The sequence below is a fragment of the Nostoc sp. LPT genome, from assembly GCF_017115165.1.
Taxonomy (GTDB): Bacteria; Cyanobacteriota; Cyanobacteriia; order Cyanobacteriales; family Nostocaceae; genus Nostoc.
This window is the reverse complement of the sequence record NZ_JABXKF010000165.1, coordinates 29,842-55,568: the sequence shown is the minus strand read 5'-3', so window position 1 is coordinate 55,568 and position 25,727 is coordinate 29,842. Positions and strand designations below refer to the sequence as shown.

The 25,727-nt window shown below is 40.6% G+C and carries 20 protein-coding genes and 2 pseudogenes; 12 read left to right on the top strand and 10 right to left on the bottom strand.

The features are described from left to right. The first annotated feature begins 50 nt into the window (after positions 1–50). On the top strand, positions 51–950 hold the full coding sequence (locus HWQ58_RS31745; RefSeq protein ID WP_292871793.1) for a pentapeptide repeat-containing protein: 900 nt from the start codon (positions 51–53) through the stop codon (positions 948–950). 246 nt (positions 951–1,196) lie between these two features. On the opposite strand, the gene HWQ58_RS31740 is transcribed toward HWQ58_RS31745, so the two are convergent. Genes HWQ58_RS31740 through HWQ58_RS31730 form a run of 3 tightly spaced genes read right to left on the bottom strand, consistent with a single transcriptional unit; the run spans position 1,197 to position 2,146 of the window. After that, a complete protein-coding gene (locus tag HWQ58_RS31740) occupies positions 1,197–1,397 on the bottom strand; it encodes a hypothetical protein (protein ID WP_292871791.1) in 201 nt (66 codons plus the stop codon). After that, entirely contained in the window at positions 1,398–1,901 is a 504-nt protein-coding gene (locus HWQ58_RS31735) for a DUF3368 domain-containing protein (RefSeq protein WP_292871789.1), read from the bottom strand. A 5-nt stretch (positions 1,902–1,906) separates the two neighbouring features. Further along, entirely contained in the window at positions 1,907–2,146 is a 240-nt protein-coding gene (locus HWQ58_RS31730) for a hypothetical protein (RefSeq protein WP_292871787.1), read from the bottom strand. A gap of 251 nt (positions 2,147–2,397) precedes the next feature. On the opposite strand from HWQ58_RS31730, the gene HWQ58_RS31725 reads away from it, so the two are divergent. Both HWQ58_RS31725 and HWQ58_RS31720 read left to right on the top strand, forming a co-directional pair. Beyond that, entirely contained in the window at positions 2,398–2,814 is a 417-nt protein-coding gene (locus tag HWQ58_RS31725) for a XisH family protein (protein ID WP_292871785.1), read from the top strand. Continuing rightward, positions 2,802–3,143 (top strand): XisI protein, encoded by a 342-nt coding sequence (locus tag HWQ58_RS31720; protein WP_292871783.1) that lies wholly within the window; start codon positions 2,802–2,804, stop codon positions 3,141–3,143. Before HWQ58_RS31725 ends, HWQ58_RS31720 begins: the two co-directional genes overlap by 13 nt. A gap of 74 nt (positions 3,144–3,217) precedes the next feature. Here the strand turns inward: HWQ58_RS31720 and HWQ58_RS31715 are convergent, their stop codons facing one another. From HWQ58_RS31715 to HWQ58_RS31705, 3 genes are all read right to left on the bottom strand, one after another. Next, positions 3,218–4,714 carry an aldehyde dehydrogenase family protein gene (locus tag HWQ58_RS31715; RefSeq protein ID WP_292871781.1) on the bottom strand — a complete coding sequence of 499 codons (1,497 nt, stop codon included), beginning with the start codon at positions 4,712–4,714 and terminating at the stop codon, positions 3,218–3,220. 109 nt (positions 4,715–4,823) lie between these two features. Further along, a complete protein-coding gene (locus tag HWQ58_RS31710; RefSeq protein WP_292871779.1) occupies positions 4,824–5,546 on the bottom strand; it encodes a cyclase family protein in 723 nt (240 codons plus the stop codon). A 528-nt stretch (positions 5,547–6,074) separates the two neighbouring features. Beyond that, positions 6,075–9,485 (bottom strand): PAS domain S-box protein, encoded by a 3,411-nt coding sequence (locus tag HWQ58_RS31705; protein ID WP_292871777.1) that lies wholly within the window; start codon positions 9,483–9,485, stop codon positions 6,075–6,077. 347 nt (positions 9,486–9,832) lie between these two features. On the opposite strand from HWQ58_RS31705, the pseudogene HWQ58_RS31700 reads away from it, so the two are divergent. Together HWQ58_RS31700 and HWQ58_RS31695 are read left to right on the top strand one after the other, a co-directional pair. Continuing rightward, positions 9,833–10,170, top strand: a pseudogene (locus HWQ58_RS31700) (IS4 family transposase); the annotation flags it as partial. A gap of 353 nt (positions 10,171–10,523) precedes the next feature. Continuing rightward, positions 10,524–11,435 carry an exosortase-dependent surface protein XDP2 gene (locus tag HWQ58_RS31695; protein WP_292871775.1) on the top strand — a complete coding sequence of 304 codons (912 nt, stop codon included), beginning with the start codon at positions 10,524–10,526 and terminating at the stop codon, positions 11,433–11,435. A gap of 493 nt (positions 11,436–11,928) precedes the next feature. On the opposite strand, the pseudogene HWQ58_RS31690 reads toward HWQ58_RS31695, so the two are convergent. Next, positions 11,929–12,024: pseudogene (locus HWQ58_RS31690) on the bottom strand (DUF2087 domain-containing protein); the annotation flags it as partial. Between the two features lie 694 nt (positions 12,025–12,718). Here HWQ58_RS31690 and HWQ58_RS31685 point away from each other — a divergent pair. The 4 genes from HWQ58_RS31685 to HWQ58_RS31670 all read left to right on the top strand — a co-directional run bounded on the left by HWQ58_RS31685 (position 12,719) and on the right by HWQ58_RS31670 (position 20,524). Next, complete coding sequence (locus HWQ58_RS31685) at positions 12,719–15,268, top strand: proteasome protein (RefSeq protein WP_292871773.1); 2,550 nt, start codon at positions 12,719–12,721, stop codon at positions 15,266–15,268. 31 nt (positions 15,269–15,299) lie between these two features. Then, positions 15,300–16,097 (top strand): Rpn family recombination-promoting nuclease/putative transposase, encoded by a 798-nt coding sequence (locus HWQ58_RS31680; RefSeq protein ID WP_292871771.1) that lies wholly within the window; start codon positions 15,300–15,302, stop codon positions 16,095–16,097. A gap of 232 nt (positions 16,098–16,329) precedes the next feature. Beyond that, positions 16,330–19,305, top strand: a complete 2,976-nt coding sequence (locus tag HWQ58_RS31675; RefSeq protein WP_292871769.1) for a molecular chaperone — start codon at positions 16,330–16,332, stop codon at positions 19,303–19,305. Positions 19,306–19,432: 127 nt separating this feature from the next. Beyond that, positions 19,433–20,524, top strand: coding sequence for a hypothetical protein (locus tag HWQ58_RS31670; RefSeq protein WP_292871767.1), 1,092 nt, complete (start codon positions 19,433–19,435; stop codon positions 20,522–20,524). A gap of 101 nt (positions 20,525–20,625) precedes the next feature. Here the strand turns inward: HWQ58_RS31670 and HWQ58_RS31665 are convergent, their stop codons facing one another. Continuing rightward, the gene (locus HWQ58_RS31665; protein WP_104907792.1) at positions 20,626–20,805 is read right to left on the bottom strand and encodes a high light inducible protein; all 180 of its coding nucleotides are present in this window, start codon (positions 20,803–20,805) and stop codon (positions 20,626–20,628) included. Positions 20,806–21,079: 274 nt separating this feature from the next. Between HWQ58_RS31665 and tcmP the strand changes: the two genes are divergently transcribed. The 3 genes from tcmP to HWQ58_RS31650 are packed head-to-tail and all read left to right on the top strand — an operon-like array spanning position 21,080 to position 24,037. Then, complete coding sequence (gene tcmP / locus HWQ58_RS31660; protein ID WP_292871764.1) at positions 21,080–22,375, top strand: three-Cys-motif partner protein TcmP; 1,296 nt, start codon at positions 21,080–21,082, stop codon at positions 22,373–22,375. Between the two features lie 51 nt (positions 22,376–22,426). Further along, positions 22,427–23,176 (top strand): DUF5131 family protein, encoded by a 750-nt coding sequence (locus HWQ58_RS31655; protein WP_292871762.1) that lies wholly within the window; start codon positions 22,427–22,429, stop codon positions 23,174–23,176. Between the two features lie 15 nt (positions 23,177–23,191). After that, positions 23,192–24,037, top strand: coding sequence for a DNA adenine methylase (locus HWQ58_RS31650; RefSeq protein ID WP_292871803.1), 846 nt, complete (start codon positions 23,192–23,194; stop codon positions 24,035–24,037). Here HWQ58_RS31650 and HWQ58_RS31645 read toward each other — a convergent pair. Both HWQ58_RS31645 and clpP read right to left on the bottom strand, forming a co-directional pair. Next, the gene (locus HWQ58_RS31645; RefSeq protein WP_292871760.1) at positions 23,998–25,023 is read right to left on the bottom strand and encodes an NAD-dependent epimerase/dehydratase family protein; all 1,026 of its coding nucleotides are present in this window, start codon (positions 25,021–25,023) and stop codon (positions 23,998–24,000) included. The two genes, HWQ58_RS31650 and HWQ58_RS31645, sit on opposite strands and share 40 nt — an antisense overlap. A gap of 49 nt (positions 25,024–25,072) precedes the next feature. Further along, positions 25,073–25,681, bottom strand: a complete 609-nt coding sequence (gene clpP / locus HWQ58_RS31640) for an ATP-dependent Clp endopeptidase proteolytic subunit ClpP (protein ID WP_292871758.1) — start codon at positions 25,679–25,681, stop codon at positions 25,073–25,075. Between the last annotated feature and the right edge of the window lie 46 nt (positions 25,682–25,727).

The window sequence follows — 25,727 nt, the reverse complement described above, 5'->3', positions numbered from 1 at the left end:
CTCCTTGCACTTAGTTGTGGTTTTGACATTCATATTTCCAGGTGCAAGATGTGAGTTTATCAGTATTTGTTGGCATAGTTTTTGAAAAACCGATTAGGATAAACCTACTTTGGGAGCAAGTCGATGCTGTTGAAGGAAAGAAGTATAGTCGAGCAAGAATTCAAGCACTTGAAAAACTAGTCCAAGCTGGTGAGAGTCTAGCTAGTAAAGATTTCAGCGGTGCCGACCTCAGGAGTGCCAACCTCAGCGATGCCGACCTCGACAATACCAACCTCAGGGGTGCCAACCTCAGCCGTGCCAACCTCAGCGATGCCGACCTCAGCCGTGCCGACCTCAGGGGTGCCGACCTCAGGAGTGCCGACCTCAGGGGTGCCAAGCTCAGCATTGCCGCCAAGCTCAGGGATGCCGACCTCAGGGATGCCGACCTCAGCTATGCCAACCTCAGCTATGCCAACCTCAGCAGTGCCAAACTCAGCAGTGCCAACCTCAGCAGTGCCAACCTCAGCATTGCCAACCTCAGCCGTGCCAACCTCAGCAGTGCCGACCTCAGCAGTGCCAACCTCAGCAGTGCCGACCTCAGGGGTGCCGACCTCAGGGGTGCCGACCTCAGGGGTGCCTACCTCAGGGGTGCCGACCTCAGGGGTGCCGACCTCAGTAGTGCCGACCTCAGTAGTGCCGACCTCAGCTATGCCAACCTCAGCAGTGCCAACCTCAGCATTGCCAATCTCAGCAGTGCCGACCTCAGGGGTGCCGACCTCAGCAGTGCCGACCTCAGGGGTGCCAACCTCAGTAGTGCCGACCTCAGGGGTGCCAACCTCAGGGGTGCCAACCTCAGCTATGTCAGAAACCTTACTTCTGAGCAAGTTCAATCTGCTAAAAATTGGGATAAGGCAAAATACGATAACGATTTTCGTGCCAAGCTCGGTTTACCACCAGAACCAGCTAAGTGAATACTTTGGGGTTGCGTTTTTACTTCTAACCAATTCTGCAATGCAACTTTTTGCAAACTTTTTCTAGATTATTATTCGACTAAAAGTAGTTGTTTTGCGGTATTCTTTGCGTCTATGGGCAAAACAAAAAGATTTATTTGTCAGAGTGAGTAAAGATCACAAGACTTAGAGATTGCTTTGCTGGCAATGAGTTTTTATAATTAAGCGATCCGCATCAGACAAAGACAAACCCTGAAGTAACTTCCGTCAACTCTGAAGCAGCTTTTGCGAACCCTGAAGCAGCTTTTGCAAACCTTGAAGTAACTTCCGCGAACCCTGAAGTAGCTTTTGCGAACCCTGAAGCAGCTTTTGTGAACCTTGAAGCAGCTTTTGCGAACCCTGAAGTAGCTTTTGCGAACCCTGAAGTAGCTTTTGCGAACCCTGAAGCAACTTCTGCGAACTCTGCATCTAATCTGAAAAAATGGTATCAAAGAGCGATGCCTGCGGCGGGCTACGCCAACGCTTGACTCTGAAATTCATTGCCAGGATGTCTTGATACAATTGATCTGTGCTATTAATGGTGATTTTGCCATCTACCTGAAGCTTCTTGATGACTGCTAAGGTTCCCTTAACATTTAATCCCAGTCGAGTTGCTTCTTTTCTAGCTGCGAAGTCATCTAAAATTATGTAGTCTGTTTGTAACTCAGTGCCTAAAGCAATGGCCTCTGATTCTCCTCTCCCTAGTCGCAGATTTAGACGATTGGCTAAGGAAAGTAATTGAATTTCTTTGACTAATATTTTCTCGACATCAATTAAAGCTTTTACCTGCTGACTAGCTGCATCAGATTTAGCACTGATTTCTTGTGCAACAAAATTTGGCAAATAAAAGTCATCGTCAGAATCTAGAAAAATATCGAGAAATTCCAGACGCGATAAAAAGATTAATGGAGAAGAGTTAAAAACAACCTTCACACACCTTACCAATCCTTCTCTATAGCTATATCTTGTTCAGTCAAGTAGGAAAATTCCAGCCCCATCAAATCTAATAGTTCAATAAATACATCAGGTTTTATTTCCATGATTTCTGCGGCTTTTTTCAAACTAATAACTCTCGAAAATAACGCCCCTATCACAAACAAAAATGTTTCTTTTTGCTCAATATTATTAAATAATGGAATTTCTGAGGCAACACTTCTTAATTCTTCCTTACTAGTCATAGATATTTCAAGCTACTGACTGAATATCTTCTAGATTATCCCAAACTTCTGCAAGCGATGTCTAACGACAACCGAAATGGGCGGTTATTGCACGTCAGTTGATTCCGAGAAAGATTTTCGTATCAAACTGGGTTTACCACCAGAACCAGGTAAGCTACTTCCAAAGAAGGAATTATCACAAATATAACCGCCTTTAGTACAATTATATTAACTACCCTAATAGTTACTTTGTCTAGATTATCAGGGAGAAAATGCCAGCAAAAGATGTATACCATGATGCGGTTAAAAATGCCTTAATTAAAGATGGTTGGATAATTACAGCCGATCCTTATCCGATTAAATATGAAGAAGTTAAACTGTTTGCGGATCTTGCTGGTGAAAAAACCATTGCCGCGAGTAGAGAAGGAAAACAAATTGTTATTGAAATTAAAAGTTTTCTAAGTCGCTCTCCTATGCGTGATTTTGAAACTGCATTAGGTCAGTATCTCATTTATAAAGCTTTCCTTTCTCTTGAATATCCTGAAAAGCAATTATATTTGGCAATAGGTGAAATAATTTATGAGGATTTTTTTCAAAAAGTTGCAATTAAATTAATTTTGACAAAATATCAAGTTTCACTATTAGCTGTTAATATGAATCACCAGGAGATTGTGAAATGGATAAGTTAACTCAATATCAAAATACGATCAAGCAAATATTAACAGAGTATCAAAGAATATCTTCACAAGTTACTGTTGTTGATGTGGATGAAGTATTAATGTTTGATGATGAGAGAAGTCAATATTTGTGGTTCAATATTGGTTGGAAACAAGGGAAAAGAGTTAAAGGAATTTCTGTCTATATTCGCATCAAAAATGAAAAAATTTACATTGAAGAAGATTTGACTGAAGAAGGAATGGCAACTGAGTTAATGAGTTTAGATGTTCCTGCTAGTGATATTGTCTTGGCTTTTCAGCCTCCAGAAGCGAGGAAATACACTGAGTTTGCAACGGTTTAAAGCAGCAGAGCAGATTCAAATTTAAGCAGGGTTAGGGGATAATCAAGCCTTAACCCAAGTGCATTTGCAAATAATTAACTGCGGTTATCTATCTGAGCGCGTTGCAAACTTCCAGAGAAGTCAACATAAACACTTTTCCATTCTGTGAAAACATCCAAAGCAGTAGTTCCAGCTTCGCGGTGTCCGTTACCGGTTTGTTTCACACCACCAAAGGGCAAGTGAACCTCTGCGCCAATAGTCGGGCCGTTAATATAGGTGATACCTGCTTCGATGTCGCGCATAGCAGTAAAAGCCCGATTGATATCGCGGGTGTAAACAGAAGAAGAAAGACCATAATTGCTATCGTTGAGAATTGCGATCGCATCCTCAAAGGAGCTAACCTCAATTAATGCCACTACTGGCCCAAATATCTCTTCACGGGCAACGCGCATATCAGGAGTTACATCATCCAAAATAGTTGGTTGAAAGAAGTAACCGTTTTTTAATGAGCCTTCACTGGCAATTTCTCCACCAATTAAAACCTTTGCTCCTTCTTCACGAGCGATATCCAAATACTTGCTTACTTGTTGGAGTTGCTTTTCATTGACTATCGGGCCAATATCTGTATTTGGGTCAGTGCCAGCACCCAAGCGTAACTTACTGGTACGCTCATAAAGCATAGCGGTAAATTTTTCCTTGATATCACGATGCAAAATCAGCCGACTGGTAGCCGTACAACGTTGCCCAGTTGTCCCAAATGCTCCCCACACTGCACCATCGAGAGCAAGTTCTAAATCGGCATCTTCCATCACCACTTGAGCGTTTTTCCCACCCATTTCCAAACAGACACGCTTGTGAGTGCGTCCGCAAGTCGCGCCAACAAAAGCACCTGTTTCTGAAGAACCGGTAAACGATACCAAATTTACATTGGGATGCTCAACTAAAGCTTTCCCCGCCTCTTCTCCAACACCATGCACCAAGTTAATTACTCCTGGTGGTAAACCTGCTTGTTGGAAAATTTCAATCAATTTAGTTGCACAGGCGGAAGTATCTTCGGCAGGTTTGAGGATGACTGTATTGCCACATACCAAGGCTGGCATAGCTTTCCAGCAAGGAATTGCTACAGGGAAATTCCAGGGAGTAATTAAGGCACAGACTCCGATAGGCATCCGCACAGTCATGGCGAATTTGTTGGACATTTCTGAGGGTGTAGTTTGCCCAAATAGTCGCCGTCCTTCGCCAGCACTGTAAAAGGCGCAGTCAATACCTTCTTGGACATCTCCCCTGGCTTCCGTCAAGGGTTTACCCATTTCCCGACTGATTAATTGGGCAAGTTCTTCTTTATGCTGGAGTAATATTTCCCCAACGCGAAAGATGTATTCTGCCCTCGCTGGGGCCGGGACTTTGCGCCAACTGTGGTAGGCTTTACGGGCGGCGGCTACCGCTGTATCTACATCTTTAACTTGAGAACGGGGAAATGTGGCAACGACTTCGGTTTTGTCGGCAGGGTTGCGACTTTCTAGGGTTGCTTCCTCTCCAGCACCCAACCATTGGCCATCTATATAATTGCGGCAAGATAGCGGAGTTGTCATTTTGAAAATCTCTGATGATCCACTGAAACTTGTGTATTAAGTTTGCTTGCTTTCTAGGTTATCCTCAAGTTTAGGAAATTGACGCGATAAGTAAATATCGATATAAAAATTAAGGCACTAACGCCAACACCCCCACAGGAGAACCAGAACCACCACGTAATCTCAGAACTGCGATCGCTAGAGTAGTACCTTTAGGTGGCAGTTGATCCAAATTTGTCAGATTCTCTAACACAATGCGCGGTTGTTCTAAAACTAGGCGGTTAATCGTAAAACTGTTATCCTGTCCGGGGTCTACACCATGAGTATCAATTCCTACCCCAACTATTTGCCGTTCATTGAGTAAAAATTGAGTTGCATCGCTGCCAAATCCGGGAAAGTGGGGAATCCCTTGAGCATCATGATTGAGGAATGCACTTTTATCCAACCACTTTTTTTGCCAACCAGTATTTAGTATAACTACGCAGCCACCAGAAATTTCACCGTATTCTGCTTCCCAAGCCAAAACATCAGCCATAGTCAGAGCATAATCAGGATTAACTGCTGTAGCTTGACAAACATTTATGACCACCGCAGGTACAACCAAAGACTGGGCTGGGTATTGGTCAATTCCCACAGCAGAACTATGAAAACTATTAGGGGCGTTGATATGGGTAGCGCTATGTTCCCCCAAAGAGAAACGCCGCAGGTAATAGCCATCATTATTTAGTTCAGCCACAGTTTCAAATTCTACTGTGGGATCTCCAGACCATTGGGGAATATCTATGTCAATTACATGACTTAAGTGGATAACGCGTGTGTAGGTGATACTATTTTGACTTTGGGGTTGTATCATCCCAGCCTTCTATTTTATTTGTACTCAGGGATTTTTTTGTCAGGTGCGTAGGTGCAGTTAATTGTGTACATTATCGTAAATCAAAGGGTTTAAGACCCCTACCTCTACAGGTAGCGCGGAGTCGGAGCCACTCCGCCTCCAAATCATTTTCAGTCGGGGTTTAAATCCCCGTCTGAAAATGTCTAAAATGTTTGAATGCGTGAATGCGTGAATGCGTGAATTGTTAACTGGATTGGCTACGCCTACGCAAAGATAGTACTACCATTACAACTTTTTTCAAACCTAATTCCCTATACTTGAAGAAATAATCCCCCCAATTCCTGTAAATTTTAGGTTATTGAGGGGGTTCAAATGTTGCAGCAAAAAGTGAGTTTATCTTAGTTAACAACTATTAGGTTAATTTTTGATTAAGCTTTGATTAAGATTAGGCATCTCCAGAAATTAAATATGCGTTATCCAGAACCCTTGTAGAAACTTAGCAGTGCTACGTTTCTACGTTTTTTCACTCATATCTCTATTGTGTGATATCTACGTTGAGGGTTCTTGCTTTAGTGGAATCATCACAACAAACTCGGCACCTTCTCCTGGTGCTGAAATACACTGGATCTTTCCACCGTGTTTTTGGACTATAATTTGGTAGCTAATTGATAATCCCATACCCGTGCCTTTACCCACAGGTTTTGTCGTGAAGAAGGGGTCAAATAAGCGTTTGCGTACTTCCTCAGTCATGCCTGGGCCATTGTCAGCAATTCTAATGATTACATGGTGTTTTTGAATGAGGCTGCGAATGCGAATTTGTGGAAAAGTTATTTGTCCTTGGGAGGCAGTGCGTTGGACGGGTTTCCCGGCTTGTTCGCTCTTAGCGTTCCCGAAGGGTAGCAATTGCCGTTCATTTGTCCTTTGTTTAGCATTGTTTACTAATGACATAGGTGCTTCACCTTTCTGTCGAGTATGACTATTGATAAATGACTCTTCTAAAGCATCGATTGCATTTGTCAACAGATTTATAAACACCTGATTCATCTGTCCGGCGTGACAGACTACTGGTGGTAGATTGCCGTAGTCTCGGATTACTTGGATTTCGAGATGTCCTGGTTTGGCTTTTAGGCGATTTTGCAACAGCAGCAAGGTGCTATCTATACCTTCATGAATATCCACTGCCTTTGTCCCATCTTCATCAAGGCGAGAAAAATTGCGTAAAGACAGGACAATCTGCCGAATGCGTTCGGCTCCCATTTTCATTGACTCCAGGATTTTAGGTAAATCTTGTTTGAGAAAGTCTAAATCAATGTCATAGATTTGTTGATCAATTTCTGGTGTTGGTGGGTAGTAGTTTTGTTGATAAAGTTCTACTAAGTGCAGCAAATTTTTAGTATATTCACGGGTGTGGCTAATATTGCCGTAGATGAAATTAACGGGATTATTGATTTCGTGGGCAATACCTGCAACCAATTGTCCTAAACTGGACATTTTTTCAGTTTGAATCAGTTGCGTTTGAGTTTGTTGAAGTTCTAGCAGTGCTGCTTCTAGTTGCTGGGCTTTGTCTTGAGCAGTTTGGGCAGTGATGCGACTTTGGGTGTAAAGTTTAGCTTGGTCAATAGCGATCGCTAGTTGAACTGTAACTGCTTGTAATAATTCTAGTTCGTTATTCTGCCAAGGGCGAAAGCCACTACAATAACCACAGCTAAATGCACCAATTTCGCCAGATTTGGTGTGTACAGGCAGCGACATAAAGGCAGTGAAACCAAAATCCTGCAAAAACTGTCGTGCTATGAAATCGTCCACAGTCTCAGCATCATTAATGCGGATGATTTCTCCGTTCAAGGTTTTGGCTGCGATTAGTTCGATTTCTCCATTAGTTGCTTCTTGGTCGTTAAGCAGGCAGGGTAAAAAGGAATTTTTCGCCTCATATACTTTTTCCCAGTAGGGTACATCAGCATCTTGCCGATACCAAAAGAAGACGCAGCGATCAATCTGGAATAAGTTATGAATCTCCTGCACTGCGGTTTCCAGAATGTGATTGAGATCCAAAGAAGCTCGAATCTGATTAGAAAGACGATTGAGTAGTGCTTCTCGTTGGGCGCTTTCTCTGAGTGCAATTTCTGCTTGTTTGCGCTTGATACCAATGGCAATCTCTTGAGCGGCAAATTCCAATGCTTTGAAAGTTGATTCTGTTACTGTTTGGCGGGCAAACATGGCTATCACCCCTACAGTTTCATCTTCAACAATTAAGGGATAGCCAGCGAAGGCAACCATACCCTCTCGCTGTGCCCACTCTTTGTTACCCACACGGGGATCTGTCTGCACAGAATTAGTTAAGTGGGGTTTGCCCTCTTTGGCAATCAAACCAATTTTGAATTGACCGACTGGCACACATTTATGGGGCCCATTGATATGGGTGTACATCCCAGAACTGACTTGTAACTCCAATACATTGTCTTGTTTGTTCAGCGTCCAGATGCGAGCAAAGGCTGCATCAAGATGTTCAACTAAGGCGTCAGTGCAGCGGCGCATCATATTCTGTAAGCTGTCACTTTGGGTCAACGCCGCGTCTACATCGGCACGAAAATTTGCTAAACGCGCTCGTTCTGCTAGAGCGACTTCTGCTTCTTTACGGTCAGTGGTGTCATAGCAAATACCAACGAAGTACAAAATATTGCCATTAGCGTCTTTAATCGCAGATGAGTTGCTTGTATGCCATCGCCAACTACCATTTTTGTGTTTGACTCGATATTCAATTGCCTCTTGTTTCTTGCCTGTTGTCAAAATTCTTTGGAAATAATCGGCACAGATATGCACATCGTCAGGATGTATAAACGGAATAAAAGATTTGCCTTCAACCTCTGCAACCTCATGTCCAAAAATCTCAGTCCAGTTAGGAGAAACGTAAGAAAATATCCCTTCAAGTGTCAGCGCAAAAATAACGTTGTTGGCGTTTTCCACAATGCTGCGGAACTTGGCATCGCTTTCTATTAAGGCTGCTTGGATGTTATCGCTGGTGTCGCGGATCAAAACTATGATTTGCTGGTCTGGTAATGGTAATAGCCTAGCTGCAAAATTATTATTTTCTGTTGGTAGCGGTAAGGTATATTCAAAACTGACTTCATATTGAGTTTCAAGTACTTGAGTCATTGCTTGGCCGAAGCGATCGCCTACAGCAGTCGGTAAGCATTCTCGTAAACTCTTGCCCTGACACTCCCCTAGTGGAATATCCAGACTCTCTATTTTTGCTGGCTTGTAATCCAGAATACTTCCATCAGCATCAAGACGAAAGTACACATCAGGAAGCACTTGCAAAATTGCTGCAAATTCTGATGTTTTTTGGCGTAACTGTGCTTCAACTGCTTGGCGTTTGGTAATTTCACCTTGCAGTTGCTCTAATGCGTTAGCTAACTCTGTTGTTCGTTCTATATCTATAATTTTACGTAGGCTGCAAGAGAAATTTGTAGATCGCGAACAGCTTTCTATTAGGGAAGGTTGACTTATCCCTATCGGCACTTCTGTTAGATCGATACAATAACCGATGTAACCGACAAAGCTACCATCTGCGGCAAATCGTGGCGCGGCTGTATCTAAAATCCACCGATATTCACCATCAGCTCCACGCAGACGATATTGTCTCTGGAAGGAATCATGCGTCGCAAATGCTCTTAGGTATATATCTTCGCCTCGCTGTCTATCTTCTGGATGGACGCTGCTAGTCCAAATATTGCCTATTTCCTTTTCTGGTGCAGATGCAGATGCGGCTGTTGTTAAGTGGGTTCCAGTAAATTTCAGCCAATTAGAATTGAAGTAACAGTAAAGTGCATTGCATCCAGACATCCAAATCATCACAGGAGCAATATCCGTCTGCTGGCAAAATACTTTTTCATCCTGTTGTATTTCTTCCTCTTCAACTATGATTTGGTTAACGTAGCTCTGCACCTTTTTAGAAAACACTTTTGCCTGCCTGCTCTGCCTAAATTATTAAGGTAATATGCTGAGAATACAATTTCTTAATACATGGATATAATCTTGTTTATGCCAACCTACTAACGATCTTAATACTTTATTTATTTTTCTATATGCAGCAATTTCTCTTTTAGTGTAAATAAATTGAAAAAATGCTGAAGTTATCATTAAGATTAACTCCAGCATTTTTTGTAAAATTTAAACTATCTAGATATCAGTCATATTGTTTAACTTTTTTTTTTCTTAAAATCACCGATAAATTCATCTTAGGTATGTAATTTCGTTGCTGAAAAACCTGATTTAGCTTCACTAAAACTATATGATTCTCTGTGAGGCGTTTATGCTTCCAAATCGAGTTTAATTTTCGAGATGCCAAGCAGTTCTGGGGATTGGAAAACTTTATGAACCTCAGTCCAACTGGGGTGACTAATGCTGCTAAAACACGCATTTTTTATGGTCAGCTTATCCCATCATCAACTCTTAGATTTCGTCAACACAATCCCAACTCCGGCATTATCGATCTTAAGGCTCCCTATCGTGGTTTTCGATATGTCCGTGAAATTTTAAAAATGCTTCCTGAAATGCCTGAGCCTATTTTATTAACCCAGATTTTGCCAAGGTTACTTCTTTAGGACGTATTCATCCCATTTCTACGGGCGTTGAACCCTCGTAAATTGGCTAAGATATTGTATTTAATAACAGTATTTTGGCTGAAAGGATCACCCACACAAAAGTTATAAAAACTTTTTTTACCAATTGACACAGACAAAAAGCTATGGGATAGTTCTACTAAACTACGGTAAATTGACGGAAATTTAGTAGTAAAGAATCATAAATCTGATTAAAGACTTTCAAAAACTGAAGGGTTAATTGTCCGAAGTGTAAAAAAGTCTGATAATTCGCTCTTTGCAGAAGCGGGGGTGAGGTTGCACACATTTGAGACTGTATGACTAATTTTGTTCTGTCTAGTAATCTATCTGATTCACTCAGGTAAGTTTTTTGGTGTCTACCAAGGTGAAAATACAAATGACAAATATCTTTGCAAAGACAATAGCGATCGCAACAAGTGCTGCATCTATATCAGTGGCTTCCCTAATACTAACAGTACCTGCTCAGGCAGCATCATTCACCTCATTTTCGTTTAAAACTAATGTCACAGCTACTCCGATTAACGACCCTACATCTAGTCTACTCAATGATCCCACAAGGGATATCCGGTTGGATTCAGTAGAATTTAATGGAAAAACGATTAGTAGCTTTGAAGTTGTCACGGGAGGAGAGATTCTCCGAAATGATACATACACTCTCCCAGATGGAAATGTATTCGGTGTACTGAATTCAGGACGAGGCCCCAATACTCCTGATGACGACCTGCTTCTGGAAGGACCCTCAAAACCAAACCCAAATGCTCAAGACATTGTTGACAGTTTGGGAAACTTAAATCTAAATAGCATTCTGGTGACGCGAGAAAATGCAGATACAGCCAGCATTGAAGTTTCCTTCGCCAATCCCGTGAATACCTTCCTCTTTTGGGAGCGTGGTGGAACAGCAGGTGGTCCAGTTGCAGGCGATAGCGATTTATTGGTGGAAGCTTTGGGTGAAAATAATGAAGTTATAGCGACTTACAAAATTCTGAGGCAAAACTACACCAAAGCCGGTTATAACATCAGTACTCAGGTCTTTCCCATCCTTAACAATGGGCCTTTCAATATTGGCTCCATAGGCATTAGTTTAGATGGAATCACTACCCAAACACTGCGATTAACTAGCTCTAACAATAATGGGCTTATTTCTGGTATTCCTAACGACAATGGGCCAGATTTTAAAGTTATAGCAGCAACGGTTAAAGTTGTTCCCGAATCCTCTACTATTATGGGCGCACTGTTAGTGGGCGGTTTAGGGATCATCTTCAAGCGTAAGAGAACAGTTATAGGCTGATTTGACACTCTTCAGCTTAAAAGGATGTTTGAAAAGTCATGATTGATGTATCAAATATTTTTTACCCCACCCTAACCCTCCCCGATATATTGGGGAGCCACTGCGTTGGGCGGGCAACGCCCGACTTGTTCGCGCAGCGTCTCCCCTTCTCCCAAAGGGAGAGGCTAGCGCCAAGGGAGAAGCATGTGGCGTGAGGGAACCGGATTTTCTTGTTTCCCCCCAATATATCGGGGGGATTAAGGGGGGTAATAATTCGATTAAAATCACAACATACCACTTATAACTCTAAAGACCTCTATCACTTAGTACAACTAAGGAGAGGTCTTATTAGTTGGTAAAAATCTATACTTGTTAGTCTCCCATTCATCTCCTATACTGTAATTACCAATACACCCCAATACTTCTCGGTTAAGAGGAAAAGGGGAATGGGAAAGGGAAAAGAAAAAACCTTTAACCCAAAGCCAGTAACCTTTTCCCCAAACCCGATTCCGAGTTAAAAGTGCAAAACCCGAGAAGTATTGCAATACACCCCATTTTCTCGTTGCATTAACTTGTAACTAATCAATTCTCGTCGTAAAGTAGCGTAATCGGGATGGTGGCTATATTTTAATACAGTTCAGATAAGCCAAAAACGCTGATGTTTTTAGACGTTCTGTTATGGATGAAATACAGAAAATAATTTATACCCTTGATGACTGTCTGCTAGACATTAGTTCTGGATCTGAGCAAGAGTCAGAATAACCACTTGATTGAATCCCCAGATTATTTTATTTTTGCCAAATTGGGATGCTCCCAAGTCCTGACGACTATAAATCGCGGCTACACAAGACTTTACCCACCTCCGTTGGTTTAAAAATTTTTGCTTAGGCGGATTTGGCTTGTGTAGTAGTGAATTATATTCTAATACCCTTGGGTTAGCACCAAAAACCTTGTATCTTAAGGACTTACGCAAAAATTGTCTAAAACTATTATTCCTTAAATCATGTGTATAAAAGGGTTTAATACCCACATCTTTACTAAGCGGTCTTCAATAATTTAGTGGTATAAAACCCAACTTTACTCATTCGTAAACCTTGATTTTGAAGAATGTATTCTTTTTTATTTTTCCTAACAAAACCCAATGTTTCAAAATTGTCTTGACTATGCAAAATGCTTCATCTCAAAATCGCAAGTTAAATGAGAGAAATGCTAAATGTGATATCAACAGGTTGCAACAATGACTAGCAATCGCATTTTATATGTTATAAAGCTCACAGAAATTAATGTTAGGCGGAAACTACTTTATGGAACCAGATAAACTGGGCCGTTTTAAGGAGTACGGCGAATTCATCCTCCGAAAGATAGATTCTGTGCCCCAGTACCCTTCTAAACAAGAAGATTGGGTTCCAGCTAGTCTTGATGACTGTCTTCTTCGTTTGCGATCAGCTGCCCAGAAAACTGTAGACCTGGCAACTTCGCCTGTCAAAATTGGTGTGATGGGAGAATTTAGTAGTGGAAAAACCTTACTTTTAGGAAGTCTAATTGGATATGCAGATGCTTTGCCAGTCAGTGAAAACCCCACTACAGGTAATGTGACCGCCATACACATTATTCCGCAAGACGATTTTGCAACGACGCAATTAAGTAACTTTACAGTAGAGTATCTTTCTCATGAGGGAGTACATGAGTGTCTACGCTTCATGCTAGGAGAAGCCAATAAACGGACAACAGCAGCAGGGCTTCCTCCGATACCAGTATCGAAACTAAACTCTGGCACAGATATTATTAGCTGGTGTGAAGAAGCATGGAATAGCAGTAACAATTTAGAGCTACGTTATTTACTGAGGGAGTTGGTACTATTCCTGCGGGCTTATCAAGCTTATGGGGAGGTTATGTGTGGTGGGCACTACCAGATTGATGCTACCACCGCTCGTCAGGGGCTACAGTTAGTCGAACAGCCAATGGCAATTCAAAGTCTGAAATTTGAGGATCTACCTCCAGCGCATATCCGATTACCGAGTCCACCCCAGAGGCTACCAACAAAGTTATTGCAAAACAGCTTCCCACTGATCCGCCGCGTAGATATCGATGTAAAAATCTCACGGGAAATTTGGGATTTTGCAGACGCAGCTAAATTTATTCTCATTGACTTTCCGGGATTGGGAGCTGCTAATTCGGGGGCTAGGGATACCTTTTTGTCATTGCGGGAATTGGCAGAAGTACAGACAATTTTGGTATTGCTAAATGGTAAATCTCCTGGAAGCGATCGCGCCAATAAAATCTTCACCATGATGCAGCAGCAGCGACCGGGACAAGACCTGAAAGATTTAATTCTTGTCGGTGTGGGTCGTTTCGATCAACTACCTCTAGATAGCGAGGGTGGCGAAAGAGAACTTGATCAATTGATTGAAGATAGCTCATATTTGCAGGAAGAAACGGTTCTCCAAAAACTCAAAGTTCTGCAAACTACCATTGATGGTGCACAAGCGTTTACAACCCAAAAAGACCGCATCGTTTTACTGTCGCCACTGTTGGGATTGGCTGAATTGGCAAAACGTTCTAGTACAGTCAAAGCTGGTTCACCAGAGTTTTTAGCTAACTTAGACTATCCTGATTACCTAGATCGGTCTAAACGGCTACAAGAGAAATGGGAGCTATTAAGTGAACATCTGCTAGAATCTGACACCCGTAGCTATTTGGGCAGACAGTTGGGTTACTTTGTTCAAGATGGGGGACTTAGTAAGCTGCGGGAATTGATTCAAACTCACGTAGCTACTCATGGTTTGAAGCAACTACATGAAGATACTAAAAGAGCTGCTGATGTGGTGAGTCAGCAACAAGATCACTTGAAAGACATCATAGATGAAATTCACGAGCAAGGTATCCCTACAGGTGATAGTCCCGCTTTTATCGAATTGCGTTTTGTGGTCGAAAGCTTAGATAAAATCTACAGAAATTTTCAAAAAGATATCGGGAAAGAACCACTTAAAGATCGGCGCGGTGTTGTTGTCAGCGATGTAGTAAAAGACGAACTCACCTTTAGAATCCTCAATTGGAACCAGTGGACTTTACTCTTCAACAAAGCCAATAATGGAGCGATCGCTCTGGCAGAATCTAAAGGTGCAGCCGGGAAATTATTCGATCGGGGAAACCGCGTAAATACTTCCCTTCCAACTAAGAGTGATGATTTTTATCCAGTATTTGAAAGAACCGTTAAAGAAGTAGAGGATTTTGCCCGCGATCGCATCCAGCAAGCTGTGGTGGATTTGTTAAACCAATTATCAAATTATATAGCCCCAGAACGCGAACAATTGCAGGCATTTTTCCACCCAGAAATGGAACAAGAAATCGAAGAAAAATTTGGTTTTGAAGATGCGGATCTATTTTACAAATTATTACTAGGATGCGACCCTAACGAATGGAAAGAAGCAATTATTGCTGAAATCAGTAGTAAAGACAAAACCGTTGCACCCGAAATTATCTTTCCTTTAGCACGTCAAGACGAAAAACATAACGTTGGTCAAATATTTGATTGGGCACCAGAGAAAAGTCAAGGCTTACCCAGATCGACTAATCACCAGCTTTTAGTACTGCGACTACGAGATGAAATCACTGCTAGTGCCAGCCTGCATCTTGTGCAGTATGTCAGCGAAGTTAATCAGCAAATTAATTCCGAGTTAGAGGGTATTTTGGATCAAATTATTCCAAGTCTACAAAACCTTTCAAAAAAAGAAACTTTGCTAAGATATTTGGCAGCTGGGGAATTGCCATCTGAGATCCAAATTCCTACTTGGTTGCAAATCATTTCAGAAATCGCCGCAGTTTCTCACTCAGATAATTTGGATTTGAGATGACGCGATCGCGTAGAGATATGAGGATGTATTTGTGAGACGTGATGCAATTTTTTATGCAATTTTTAAGCGTGTCCCCGGATTGTTTTTCGAGTTAGTAGAACAGCCACCAGCCGAAGCTGCTAGCTATCGTTTTGAATTAGTTGAAGTTAAAGAACCAACATTTCGGATTGATGGGGTATTTTTACCTCCACCTGATGCAACATCTCAGATGATCTTTTTTGCTGAGGTACAATTCCAAAGAGATGAGTTACTGTACCATCGCTTTTTCTCAGAATCCATGCTGTATATGTATCGTAACGCGTCGCTTTACGATGACTGGTACGGTGTAATTATTTTACAGTCTCGCAGCTTGGAACCGGAAAACACTACTATTCATAGATCGTTACTGAACAGTTCCCAAGTACAACGGATTTATTTAGATGAGTTAGGTAGTCCTGATGAGCAAAAAGTAGGTATCAGTTTGATGCAGCTGACTATTGCCTCAGAGACTCAAATGGTGCAAGAAGCAAAACGTTTAATTGAGCGGGTGCAACAAGAGCAGATAACTGTCTTGGCTAAGAAGGAGATAATAGATGTAATCACAACAATTGCAGTTTATAAATTCGCAAACTTAAGTCGTGAAGAGGTAGAAGCAATGTTAGGAGTTAAGTTAGAAGAAACTAGGGTTTATCAAGAAGCTAAACAAGAGGGACGAGAAGAACTAAAACTTGAACTTGTACCTTGGTTCTTAGCTCGTGGTATGTCGATGGAAGAGGTTGCTCAGTTACTTGATTTAACTATCGAACAAGTAAGACTTGCAACTGAGCAACAGTCTTCAACATCAACTTAGTAACTACCGTAATTTTCATAGCAATGCCTAGTTTGAGCTACGCCTACGTCTTTTAATATAAAAGCGTAGGCGTAGATATCGCACCAAAAAAAGCCAGTGCTAAAGAGAATCAGTGGTACAAGACCAAAGACGAAAAGTCTTTACCACAAGGATTCTCTAAATTTGTAATTTTATGATAGAACATTACAGTTTTTAGCCAGCTATAAAATAAACAACAGAAAGTGATACTATAATGAACCCTTTTCAACTCAACAAATATAGCGAGCAAGAAGTAAGTGAGAAACAACAAAAAAGATTTCCAGGATGGTTTGCTTTAGATTTCGGTACGTCTAATTCGACAGTTACACTTTTCGATCCAATTGAAGTACCGATCGCAGAAATCTTACCCAAAGAACAAGAAATGCGGTTGCGTGATCGCTTATCACAATGGCTAAGTTCTCCCGCCTCAGTCGCTTTACCGGATGTCAGCGCTGATGATTGGGCAAAGTTTATTACAGAAATTAGCAAAAACCTGGAGATAGAACCCAGCCAATTGAGTGAAGTATTTGAAAGTGATAATAAAGAGCGATTTTTAGAAGCAATTCGCCAAATTGAACTTTCTTTAGGAAACAGCGAGAGATTCCGCCGGGCTGTCAGCAAAAAACTTTACCAAATTTATCATGAGGTGTTCCGCGTCCCTACCCTAGAATCGCAAAATCTGATCCCAGTTGTGCTGGATATCGATCGCCGCGATACAGAAATTCCCAGCGAGTCGGAAATTTCCCACTTAGGGAATTTAAAACTGCGGATGGGAAGGGAAGCTAGAGATAACCGAAAAAAAGCGATCGCTCAAGGTACAAGCAATTCTTTAAAGGAAATTATCAGCAGGTTTCACCATTCACCCAAACGCTATTTTGGTCAAGAGCGATCGTTTTCAGTTATTTTGGATGGCGAAGAAGAAACAATTACCGCCAACCAACTGATCCAATCTGCTTGGGCGCATTTAATCGAGTTAACTGAAGACTACCGCCAACACGCACGACGCAGATTTTCTGAAGGAGATTTTTTAACAGCAGTTGTCACCTACCCTACTGTCGCCCCACCAGTTGTTCGCAAGGAAGTTAGGGAATTAGTTGAGCAGTTAGGAATCGATGATGTGCAAACTGCTTATGATGAAGCCGTTTCTGTGGCAATATTCTTTTTATGGCGAGAATTTGGCGGTAATCTCAACATTGGGATTGAGTCATTCAAAACCCGTTGTCGCCAAGTAGGAAACAAATGGTCACAAAATGTCCTCGTCTTGGATATTGGCGGCGGAACCACAGACTTAGCTTTAATTGAACTGACTTTGGAAGACAAAACCCCAGCTTTTGCTGATTATGAAGAACGTGGTTTAGGAGGACGTTACTATAAACTTACCCCCAAACTATTAGGTTCATCTGGTCATTTACAGCTAGGCGGTGAGTTAATTACATTGCGAGTCTTGAGATTATTAAAAGTTGCGATCGCAGACTTTTTGTTGACAGCAGTAACAAGAGGCGATCTAGAAAACGAAAAACTAGAAGATTTAATTAACTCAGAGTTAAACGAGCGCTTTTTAGAACAAGGCAAATTTAAAACTGGCAGTCTTTTAAAATGTCTGGATAGAGAGAATCCAGAAGGCGATATTGCTTACAAAGATGCCCTAGATACTGCCGAGAAAGTATTGCCGACTCGTTGGCAACAAGCACCTCAACGTCTGCAATCTTTTTATATTCTCTGGGAACATGCAGAAGCCGCTAAACTTAAACTTGGGCAAAAGCTAACAGCAGAGAATTCTCTATTAACCTTCACACTTTCTGAGCAGCAAATTTCCGAATTGCTCACCCAAAGCGCCGTTAAATTGCAAGTCAAAGATCCAAATAACATCTGCGTCACCCTAGACAACCACCAATTTGAACGAGCCGCCGCTTCGGGAATTAAAGAAGCGATCGGGATTGCCCAAGGATTAATGGAAAGTCGTTTGCGTCGTGATGATCTTACCAAAGATTCTTGGAATTCCCAAAAAGTTGATTGGTTAATTTTGTCTGGTAAAACTTGTAATTTAGACGTAGTGCAGCGCCAAATCTACCAAGAATTTAGTAAGTCTCCATATTTTGTCTGGAATCCAGAACGGATTACCTTTGTGTTGGAATTTACCAAGCTAGCCACCTCCGCCGGTGCTTGCTATGCCGAAAAGCTACGAAGATTGAGATTCGATCCAGAAGAGTCTAAAAGCTTGCTGCGTAAAGGAGCCAACCAGCTAGAAATTGATGTCAAAAACCTGTTTTATTATTTACCCTGCAACTTCAAACGCAAAACCCAGAGCAACGATTTACTAACTATATTCAAAGCTGGACAAGAACTCTATCAACTCGCACCTTGGGAAAGTGTTGCTAAAGTTCGTACTCATTGGCAAGGCATACAATTAACTAATATTATCTACCGTCAAGATTACGAAGAAGGTGATTTACGACTTTGGGGAAGCTTTGACGGCAAAAACCTGATGAATCAACTGGAAATGTCAGAAGTAGAATTTCTGAAAAAAATCAAAGTCCAGTTTGAGATTGACCAAACCCTAGAATTTAACGTGTTGCTTTGTCAAGGAAATCCCCATTATTTGATTGACATTTCTGGTATTGATTTAGAATCGGTAGTTTCAGAAACTTCAGCGCTATTTGCTGATGGTAAATTAAACTGGAATATTGCTGTAGAACGCTTCAATAAAGACTTAAATGATGGTGATATTGCCGTCAATGTTATTGAGTCAGCAACTGTCGATCAACCAGATGCCTATCATCTTGTATTTGAAGTCGGAAATGATGGTAGTAAAACGTTTCATAAATTTCACTATTTACAGGATGGGGTGACACAACCAGGAATTGGGTTAATTAGTAATCCCTTACCTCCCTTTCCGCAAACTGGACAGCACACTTTCTATGTTTATCAAACAGATGCTGAAACCAACAGCAAAAAATGGATACGAATTGGCGCACTCAGTAAACCAGATGTAACCACAGATTACCCTTGCCAATATCGTGTAACTCTCGACGATCGAGGTATTCTAAGGATGCACGCTGGCGAAGTGCCTTACTGGACATCACAAAATCAAGAATGCTTGATGGAAGAAGGATGCGTTTATCGTGCTGAATTGGAGTTGCAACCTAATGAAGTTGATAAAGAACGCGATCCCTTTTGCGGCATACATTAAACCTCTGCGTTCCTCTGCGCTAACCTTTGCGTTCCTCTGCGTTGAAAAAATTAATATTTTTAAACGCAAAGGGGCGCAGAGGTTTGCCAAGTTTAATTCACTATGAAAATATTTGGAGGAGATATTCATGCAGCACTTGCATCAGCTATTAGAAATAAAAAATTCGGAGTTAGCTCGGTTACTGCGGTTTAGTCTGTATGGACTAAAGACTACTCTGAATCAGGCTCGCGCAGAATTTCCACTAGATCCAGGAGCCAAGGTATGTGATGATGTGCTGCAAGAACTTCATAACCTCTTACAATCTGCACCTGCACAACAAAATACTGGTTGGGAAGATCCGCCAGATGAGTTAAAACTAAATCACCTCCGAGAAGCTTTTAATTCTGACTCCGAACTTAGTTATTATTTGGGTAATTCCCAACTGCAAAGCCAAACAGACTCAGACTTGTGGAATGAGATTCAACGCAAACTATTGCGAGTTCCAGAGGATTTGGCTGCATCTTGGCGACAGCGCACCTTGGATTTGGCTCAACAAGTTGGTGCGATCGCAGATAATTCTAACCTTTATCAACTTCCCTTTATCCGTGATGAAATTATCTACCCTGGTCTTAGTGGTACTGTTCAAACTCAGGGATTAAGCTTGTATCAACAACCACTTTCAAATCATCTAGTTACTCAGGGTAATGCATCTGATTTACCAGCAGCATTCCTATTTTTATATATGAATTTTATCGAAATAGACCCAGATTTACATCATGCTTTAAAGAGCGTTTTTAGCTTCGATGTCATTTCCTTATACTCCAAACCAGAACAGCGCGATCAATATATTGATGCTTTAAGCGATCGCTTCCAACGCGCCCAAAAAGCTGAGAAAAATACCGATTCCCTGTCAATTCTCCGTGCTTGGATTGACATGGACGAGGCAATACATTCCCTAGTATTCGTACCACCGGCTGAACGCTATTCTTGGTGGGGAAAGCTACAACATGAATCGCGGCGCATCCTGAAGAAAGTCGCTGATGAAGCTATTAATGCAGGTAATGAAGTGCGAATTCGCCAATTATCGGGACTTTATGCAGATATCTGTGCTTTATCCAAGGATGACTTACAACTAGACTGTGGTGGTATTCCTGGCGAAGTCTTAACTTGTCTTCGAGTATATGCGCGAATTAATCAAGAAGAATCTCCAGGTCGTGTAATATTTCGCTCATCACGCTAGCTGCTAGCAACTTTTCTAATTCTTGAGATTATGAGGCAAGGCAGACAATTTTACGAATCCCGCCTTGCTTCATAATCTAATGAAGGTAAAAACGTTTAAATCTAAAGGATGCCCCAAAAGTGTAAAATCCCTTGACCAGAAAACACTTCAAGTGCAACAGCAGATAAAAAGCCAATCATTGCAAAACGACCGTTCCAGTTTTCGCTCTGAGGAGTGAAGCCCCAGCGCAAAGCATTAGGATCTTCTGAAACTGAAGGCGTAGTCTTCTTAACGTTTGCCATAAAAAATACTCCAAGCTTTTATGTTGTAACAGTTATCACTGCCTGTAAAGTAATGTAACAGATTTTTACGAAATTGCAACAAAAGTTCAAGACAGAATTTAGTTAGTGACTATATATTACGGTTACGTAGTTTCTTAATAGGTTTGCGATCGCTCCATTTAGCAGATTGGTACGGAAATTTTTAGAGAGTTGTTGCAATTTTTACCAGCTTTGCCTATATTTGCTAACTTAGTACAAAGTCATCAGATATTTTGTTACTTTATAAGGTTTAGCAATGTCAGTAAAACAATTATCTCTATTTGATCAGCAACCAGAAGATTCAAATAAATTTTTTGCTCGTAAAAGACCTTGGTCAGCAGCGAAACATAGGATAATGCTGAAATATATACAGGCTCATTGCTATAATTTGGGCGGCAGCAAATCCTATCAATCTATGTATATTAACTATGTTGATGGTTTTGCAGGAGCAGGCAAATATGATGAAGGTATTGGTATTGAAAACTTTGTAGATCAATCGAAGTTTTGGCAGAGATATAACACTGAACTTTTGGATACTGACGGTTCGCCTTTGATAGCTCTTAAATGTGCTAAAATATTCGGTCTTGAAGAACGTGTTACTTTAAGATGTTTTTTTACTGAGGAAGATAAAGACCTTAACCAAGAACTTAAGAGTAATTGTAATTTAATAGGTGAAGGATTGTCCTATAAAGTTTATGACCCTCAAAGATTTGACAAAGCGTTGATTCAAATAATGAATGAATTGGACGAGTACCCAACGTTATTTTTTCTAGATGCCTTTGGAGTTAAGGGAGTAACTTTTGAGCAAATATGTTCTATTGCCGATTACGTCAGTAAATATAAAGGAGAATTATTTTTACTGTTTCATAACCGCGCAGTAGCCCGTCATGCAGGTTTATATAAAACAAGCTATAAAAATTCCAAAGATCAGAAAACTGCCGAAACATATACACAAAATTTAACCAAACTCTTAGGTCATAATTCTGATTTAGACTGGAAACCCGAGTGGCTAAAATGCCAAGATCAAGAGCAAAAACAAAAATTTGAAAGGTGGGCGCTTGATTACTTTAAGTCTAGGCTTCAAGAAAAAAGTAGTTTTAAAGGAGTGGCTAGTTTTGAAATAAAGGAGACATACAATGATTCTAGACCGCAGTACAATATTGTAGTTGGTAGCAACCATCCAAGGAAGGCTTTTGGTGAATTTTTAAACGAATTTTTTTGTGAAGAAAATAGGTTGCTTTTCTTTGAAGATGACAAAAGTGGAAAAAATCATAAATTTTTGACTCAATCATGGGAACGCGAAAATGATGAGCGAGTTGAAAGAATTAGACCTGAAATTATTGAAATTTTACGAAGGAATAATCAAGATTGGATAACATTGAAAGACGTAATAAGTCTTATTATTCTTGAAATTGGTAAACTAGGTTATTTAAGTAGACCTAAGTATAGAGAAATCTTACTGGATTTTCATAAAAAAAATATCATAGAAGCTAAAGAATTGGGCGCAAGAGGTAATTTAACTTTGGATAATTACGTTAGAGCAGTACAATAATACTAGTATACTAATATAGTTAAGCTAGTTTTAGTTGGAGAGTAAAATTCTATGTCAGTATCTTCAACAATAGAATGGACAGAAGCTACATGGAATCCTACCACTGGCTGTCATAAAATTAGTCCTGGTTGTCAAAATTGTTATGCAGAACGTTTTGCAGAACGGTGGCGAGGTGTTGCTGGTCATCCCTATGAACAAGGTTTTGATTTAAAAACTTGGCATGAAAGACTGAGAATGCCTCTTTCATGGAAGAAACCTCGCCTAATTTTTGTTAATTCTATGAGTGATTTATTCCTTGATGATATTTCAGAAGAATTTATCAAAGATGTGTTTGATGTTATGAAAAAAGCTAGTTGGCATCAGTTTCAGGTATTAACTAAACGTCCACAAAGGATGCTTAAAATAGCTAATTGCATAAAAGAGTGGCCTCCTAATGTTTGGGCTGGAGTAAGTATTGAATCTCAAGCTTGGGTATGGAGAAGTGAAATTTTAAAAGAGATTCCTGCGAAAACTAGATTTTTATCTTGTGAGCCTCTTTTAGGTTCTTTAACGCTGTGTTTAGATGATCTACATTGGATTATTGTTGGTGGAGAATCTGGTGTAGGTGCTCGTCCAATGAACATTGAATGGGTAAGAGATATTAGAGAGCAGTGTATCCAAGCTAATGTGCCATTTTTCTTTAAACAATGGGGAGGCGTTCAAAAGAAAAAATATGGCAGAGAACTTGATGGAAGAACTTGGGATAGTTTTCCAGAAAATGTAGCTGATACAAGTACGAAACAACTATCAGTTTTAAAATGAATACGTCCGTAAATGATTATCAAAAGTCCTCTCCGATATCCTGGCGGTAAGTCGAAAGCAATAAATCAAATATGTGAATATTTACCAGAAAGCTTTTCAGAATTTCGAGAACCTTTTGTGGGTGGTGGTTCTGTATTCATTTATTTAAGACAAAAGTTTCCCGAACTCAAAATTTGGATTAATGATTTAAACAGCGAACTATTCTTATTTTGGAAATTTGCCCAATCTGATATAGCTCAGTTAGTTAAAGAAATTCGCCATATTAAAGTAAAGTATACAGATGGCAAATTATTGTTTTTAGAATTGACCAGTGTAGATGTCAATACATTATCTGATTTAGAAAGAGCCATTCGTTTTTTCGTTCTTAATAGAATTACTTTTTCTGGAACAGTAGAATCAGGTGGTTTTTCCCAAGAAGCTTTCCATAAAAGATTTACTGATTCTTCAATAGAACGACTTGAAAAGTTAGAAAATATCTTATCAAAAAATGTCCAAATTACTAATTTAGATTATAGCAATCTATTAAAAACAGCAGGAGAAGATGTATTTTTCTTTTTAGATCCACCATATTTTATTGCTACCAAATCAAAGCTATATGGTAAAGATGGTCACTTACACACTTATTTTGAACATCAGAGATTTGCTGAACTTTTACAACAATGTCATCATCGTTGGCTAATTACCTACGACAATTCAACGCAAATTCTAGAAAATTTTCAATGGGCTAATATTTCAGAGTGGGAATTGCAGTACGGCATGAATAACTACAAACAAAGTGGTGCAGCTAAAGGAAAAGAGCTATTCATTACTAACTATGAAGTTCAACGGAATTTAGACAAAATCGCATCTTCTATTGCATAGTCCAGCAACCACGGTACTGCAAACTGCTGCGGTTCTTGAGGTGAATGAGTCCGCTGCCAATCAACGGTTTGCCGCAATGCTTCATCTAACGGCACAATTTCCTTATATCCCAACTCTTGACGGATACGAGTTGAGTCTACAAACCAATCTTGCTCTGTATTGACAGGCAATTTCCACTCTGTCGGTAACTGGCTTTTGGGTACGATAACCACTTTACCCTGCCATTCTGCTATTTTCCCGACTTTGGTAATGCGTTGAGCTTCGGTAAGTGCTTCTACATCAGCCACATGATAAATACGACCAGTTGCGCGTTCGTTTGTTGCTGCTAGTGCGATCGCATACGCTATATTTTCTACATAGCCGTAAGAACCACGCCATCGAGCGATACTGTCTTCCAAAACAATTGCAGGACGGTTATCATCCATCCGCTGAAGATAGGAATACAGGCGATATCGGACATCTCTGGAACCATATACCATTGGCAAGCGTATAATCGTTCCGGGTAAGTTGGATGCCATCACCACCTGCTCTACTAGAATCTTTTCATAATCAATTGGCACGGCGATCGGTCTAGAGGGCATTTCTCGGTATGGATAAAGTTGTTGGCGCAGGAGCGAATCTTCCGTAAGTGGTACAGGCACAACATTAGATTCCTTCCCCCAAAGCACATCGTATGCACGATACACATCCATACTGCTGATTACAACAACACGCTGGGCAATATCCTCAAATGTGTTCGTCAGAGTTAGTGCATCTTGTTCGTTGTAGGCAATCATATCTACCACGACTTGAGGTGAAAGCTGCTTAAACTTGTTTTTCATCTCCAAAAGATGGGAGCGATCGCCTATAATTTCCTGCACATCTGGTGGTAAGTTAATTGTAGTTTTTCCCCGATGAAATACGCTCACTTCATGACCCATTGCAATCAGTTGACGGACTACAGGAGGGCCAATAAAATTCGTACCACCAATAATGAGTATTTTCATTTTGGTTTCCATTCCATTACTAGTTGTCGATATTAGAGTTGTTTGCAGATTAAATAGATGCAGATGTTTTCAAGATGATACTGTCAATTAAACCGTAAGCTTTTGCTTCTTCGGCACTCATGAAAAAGTCACGTTCAGAGTCTAGTTCTATCTGCTCTAACGATTTCCTTGTATTAGCAGCGAGTATTTTGTTAATTAATTGGCGGAAATACAAAATTTCTTTGGCTGCAATTTCAATATCAGATGCTTTTCCCTGAGCGCCTCCTAATGGTTGATGAATCATAATTCGAGCATTTGGTAGAGCATATCTTTTACCATTACTTCCAGCAGCAAGCAAGAATGATCCCATTGAAGCAGCAATACCGATGCATACAGTACATACTTCCGAACGAATTTGATTCATGGCATCGTAAATAGCCATTCCTGCTGTCACTGAACCTCCAGGACTGTTAATATACAATGTGATATCTCGCTCTGGATCTTCAGCATCAAGAAATAGCATTTGGGCAACGATGAGGTTAGCTGTCTCATCTGTAACTTCGCTTCGCAAAAAGATAATTCGTTCTGCAAGTAAGCGTGAATAAATGTCTAATGCTCGCTCCCCTCTTTCTGATTGTTGAATAATCATTGGGATGCTGATTTGAGTTTGAGAATTCATATTTGATATCTCCAAGTAAGATGAAACCAATTCGCAATTCACAATT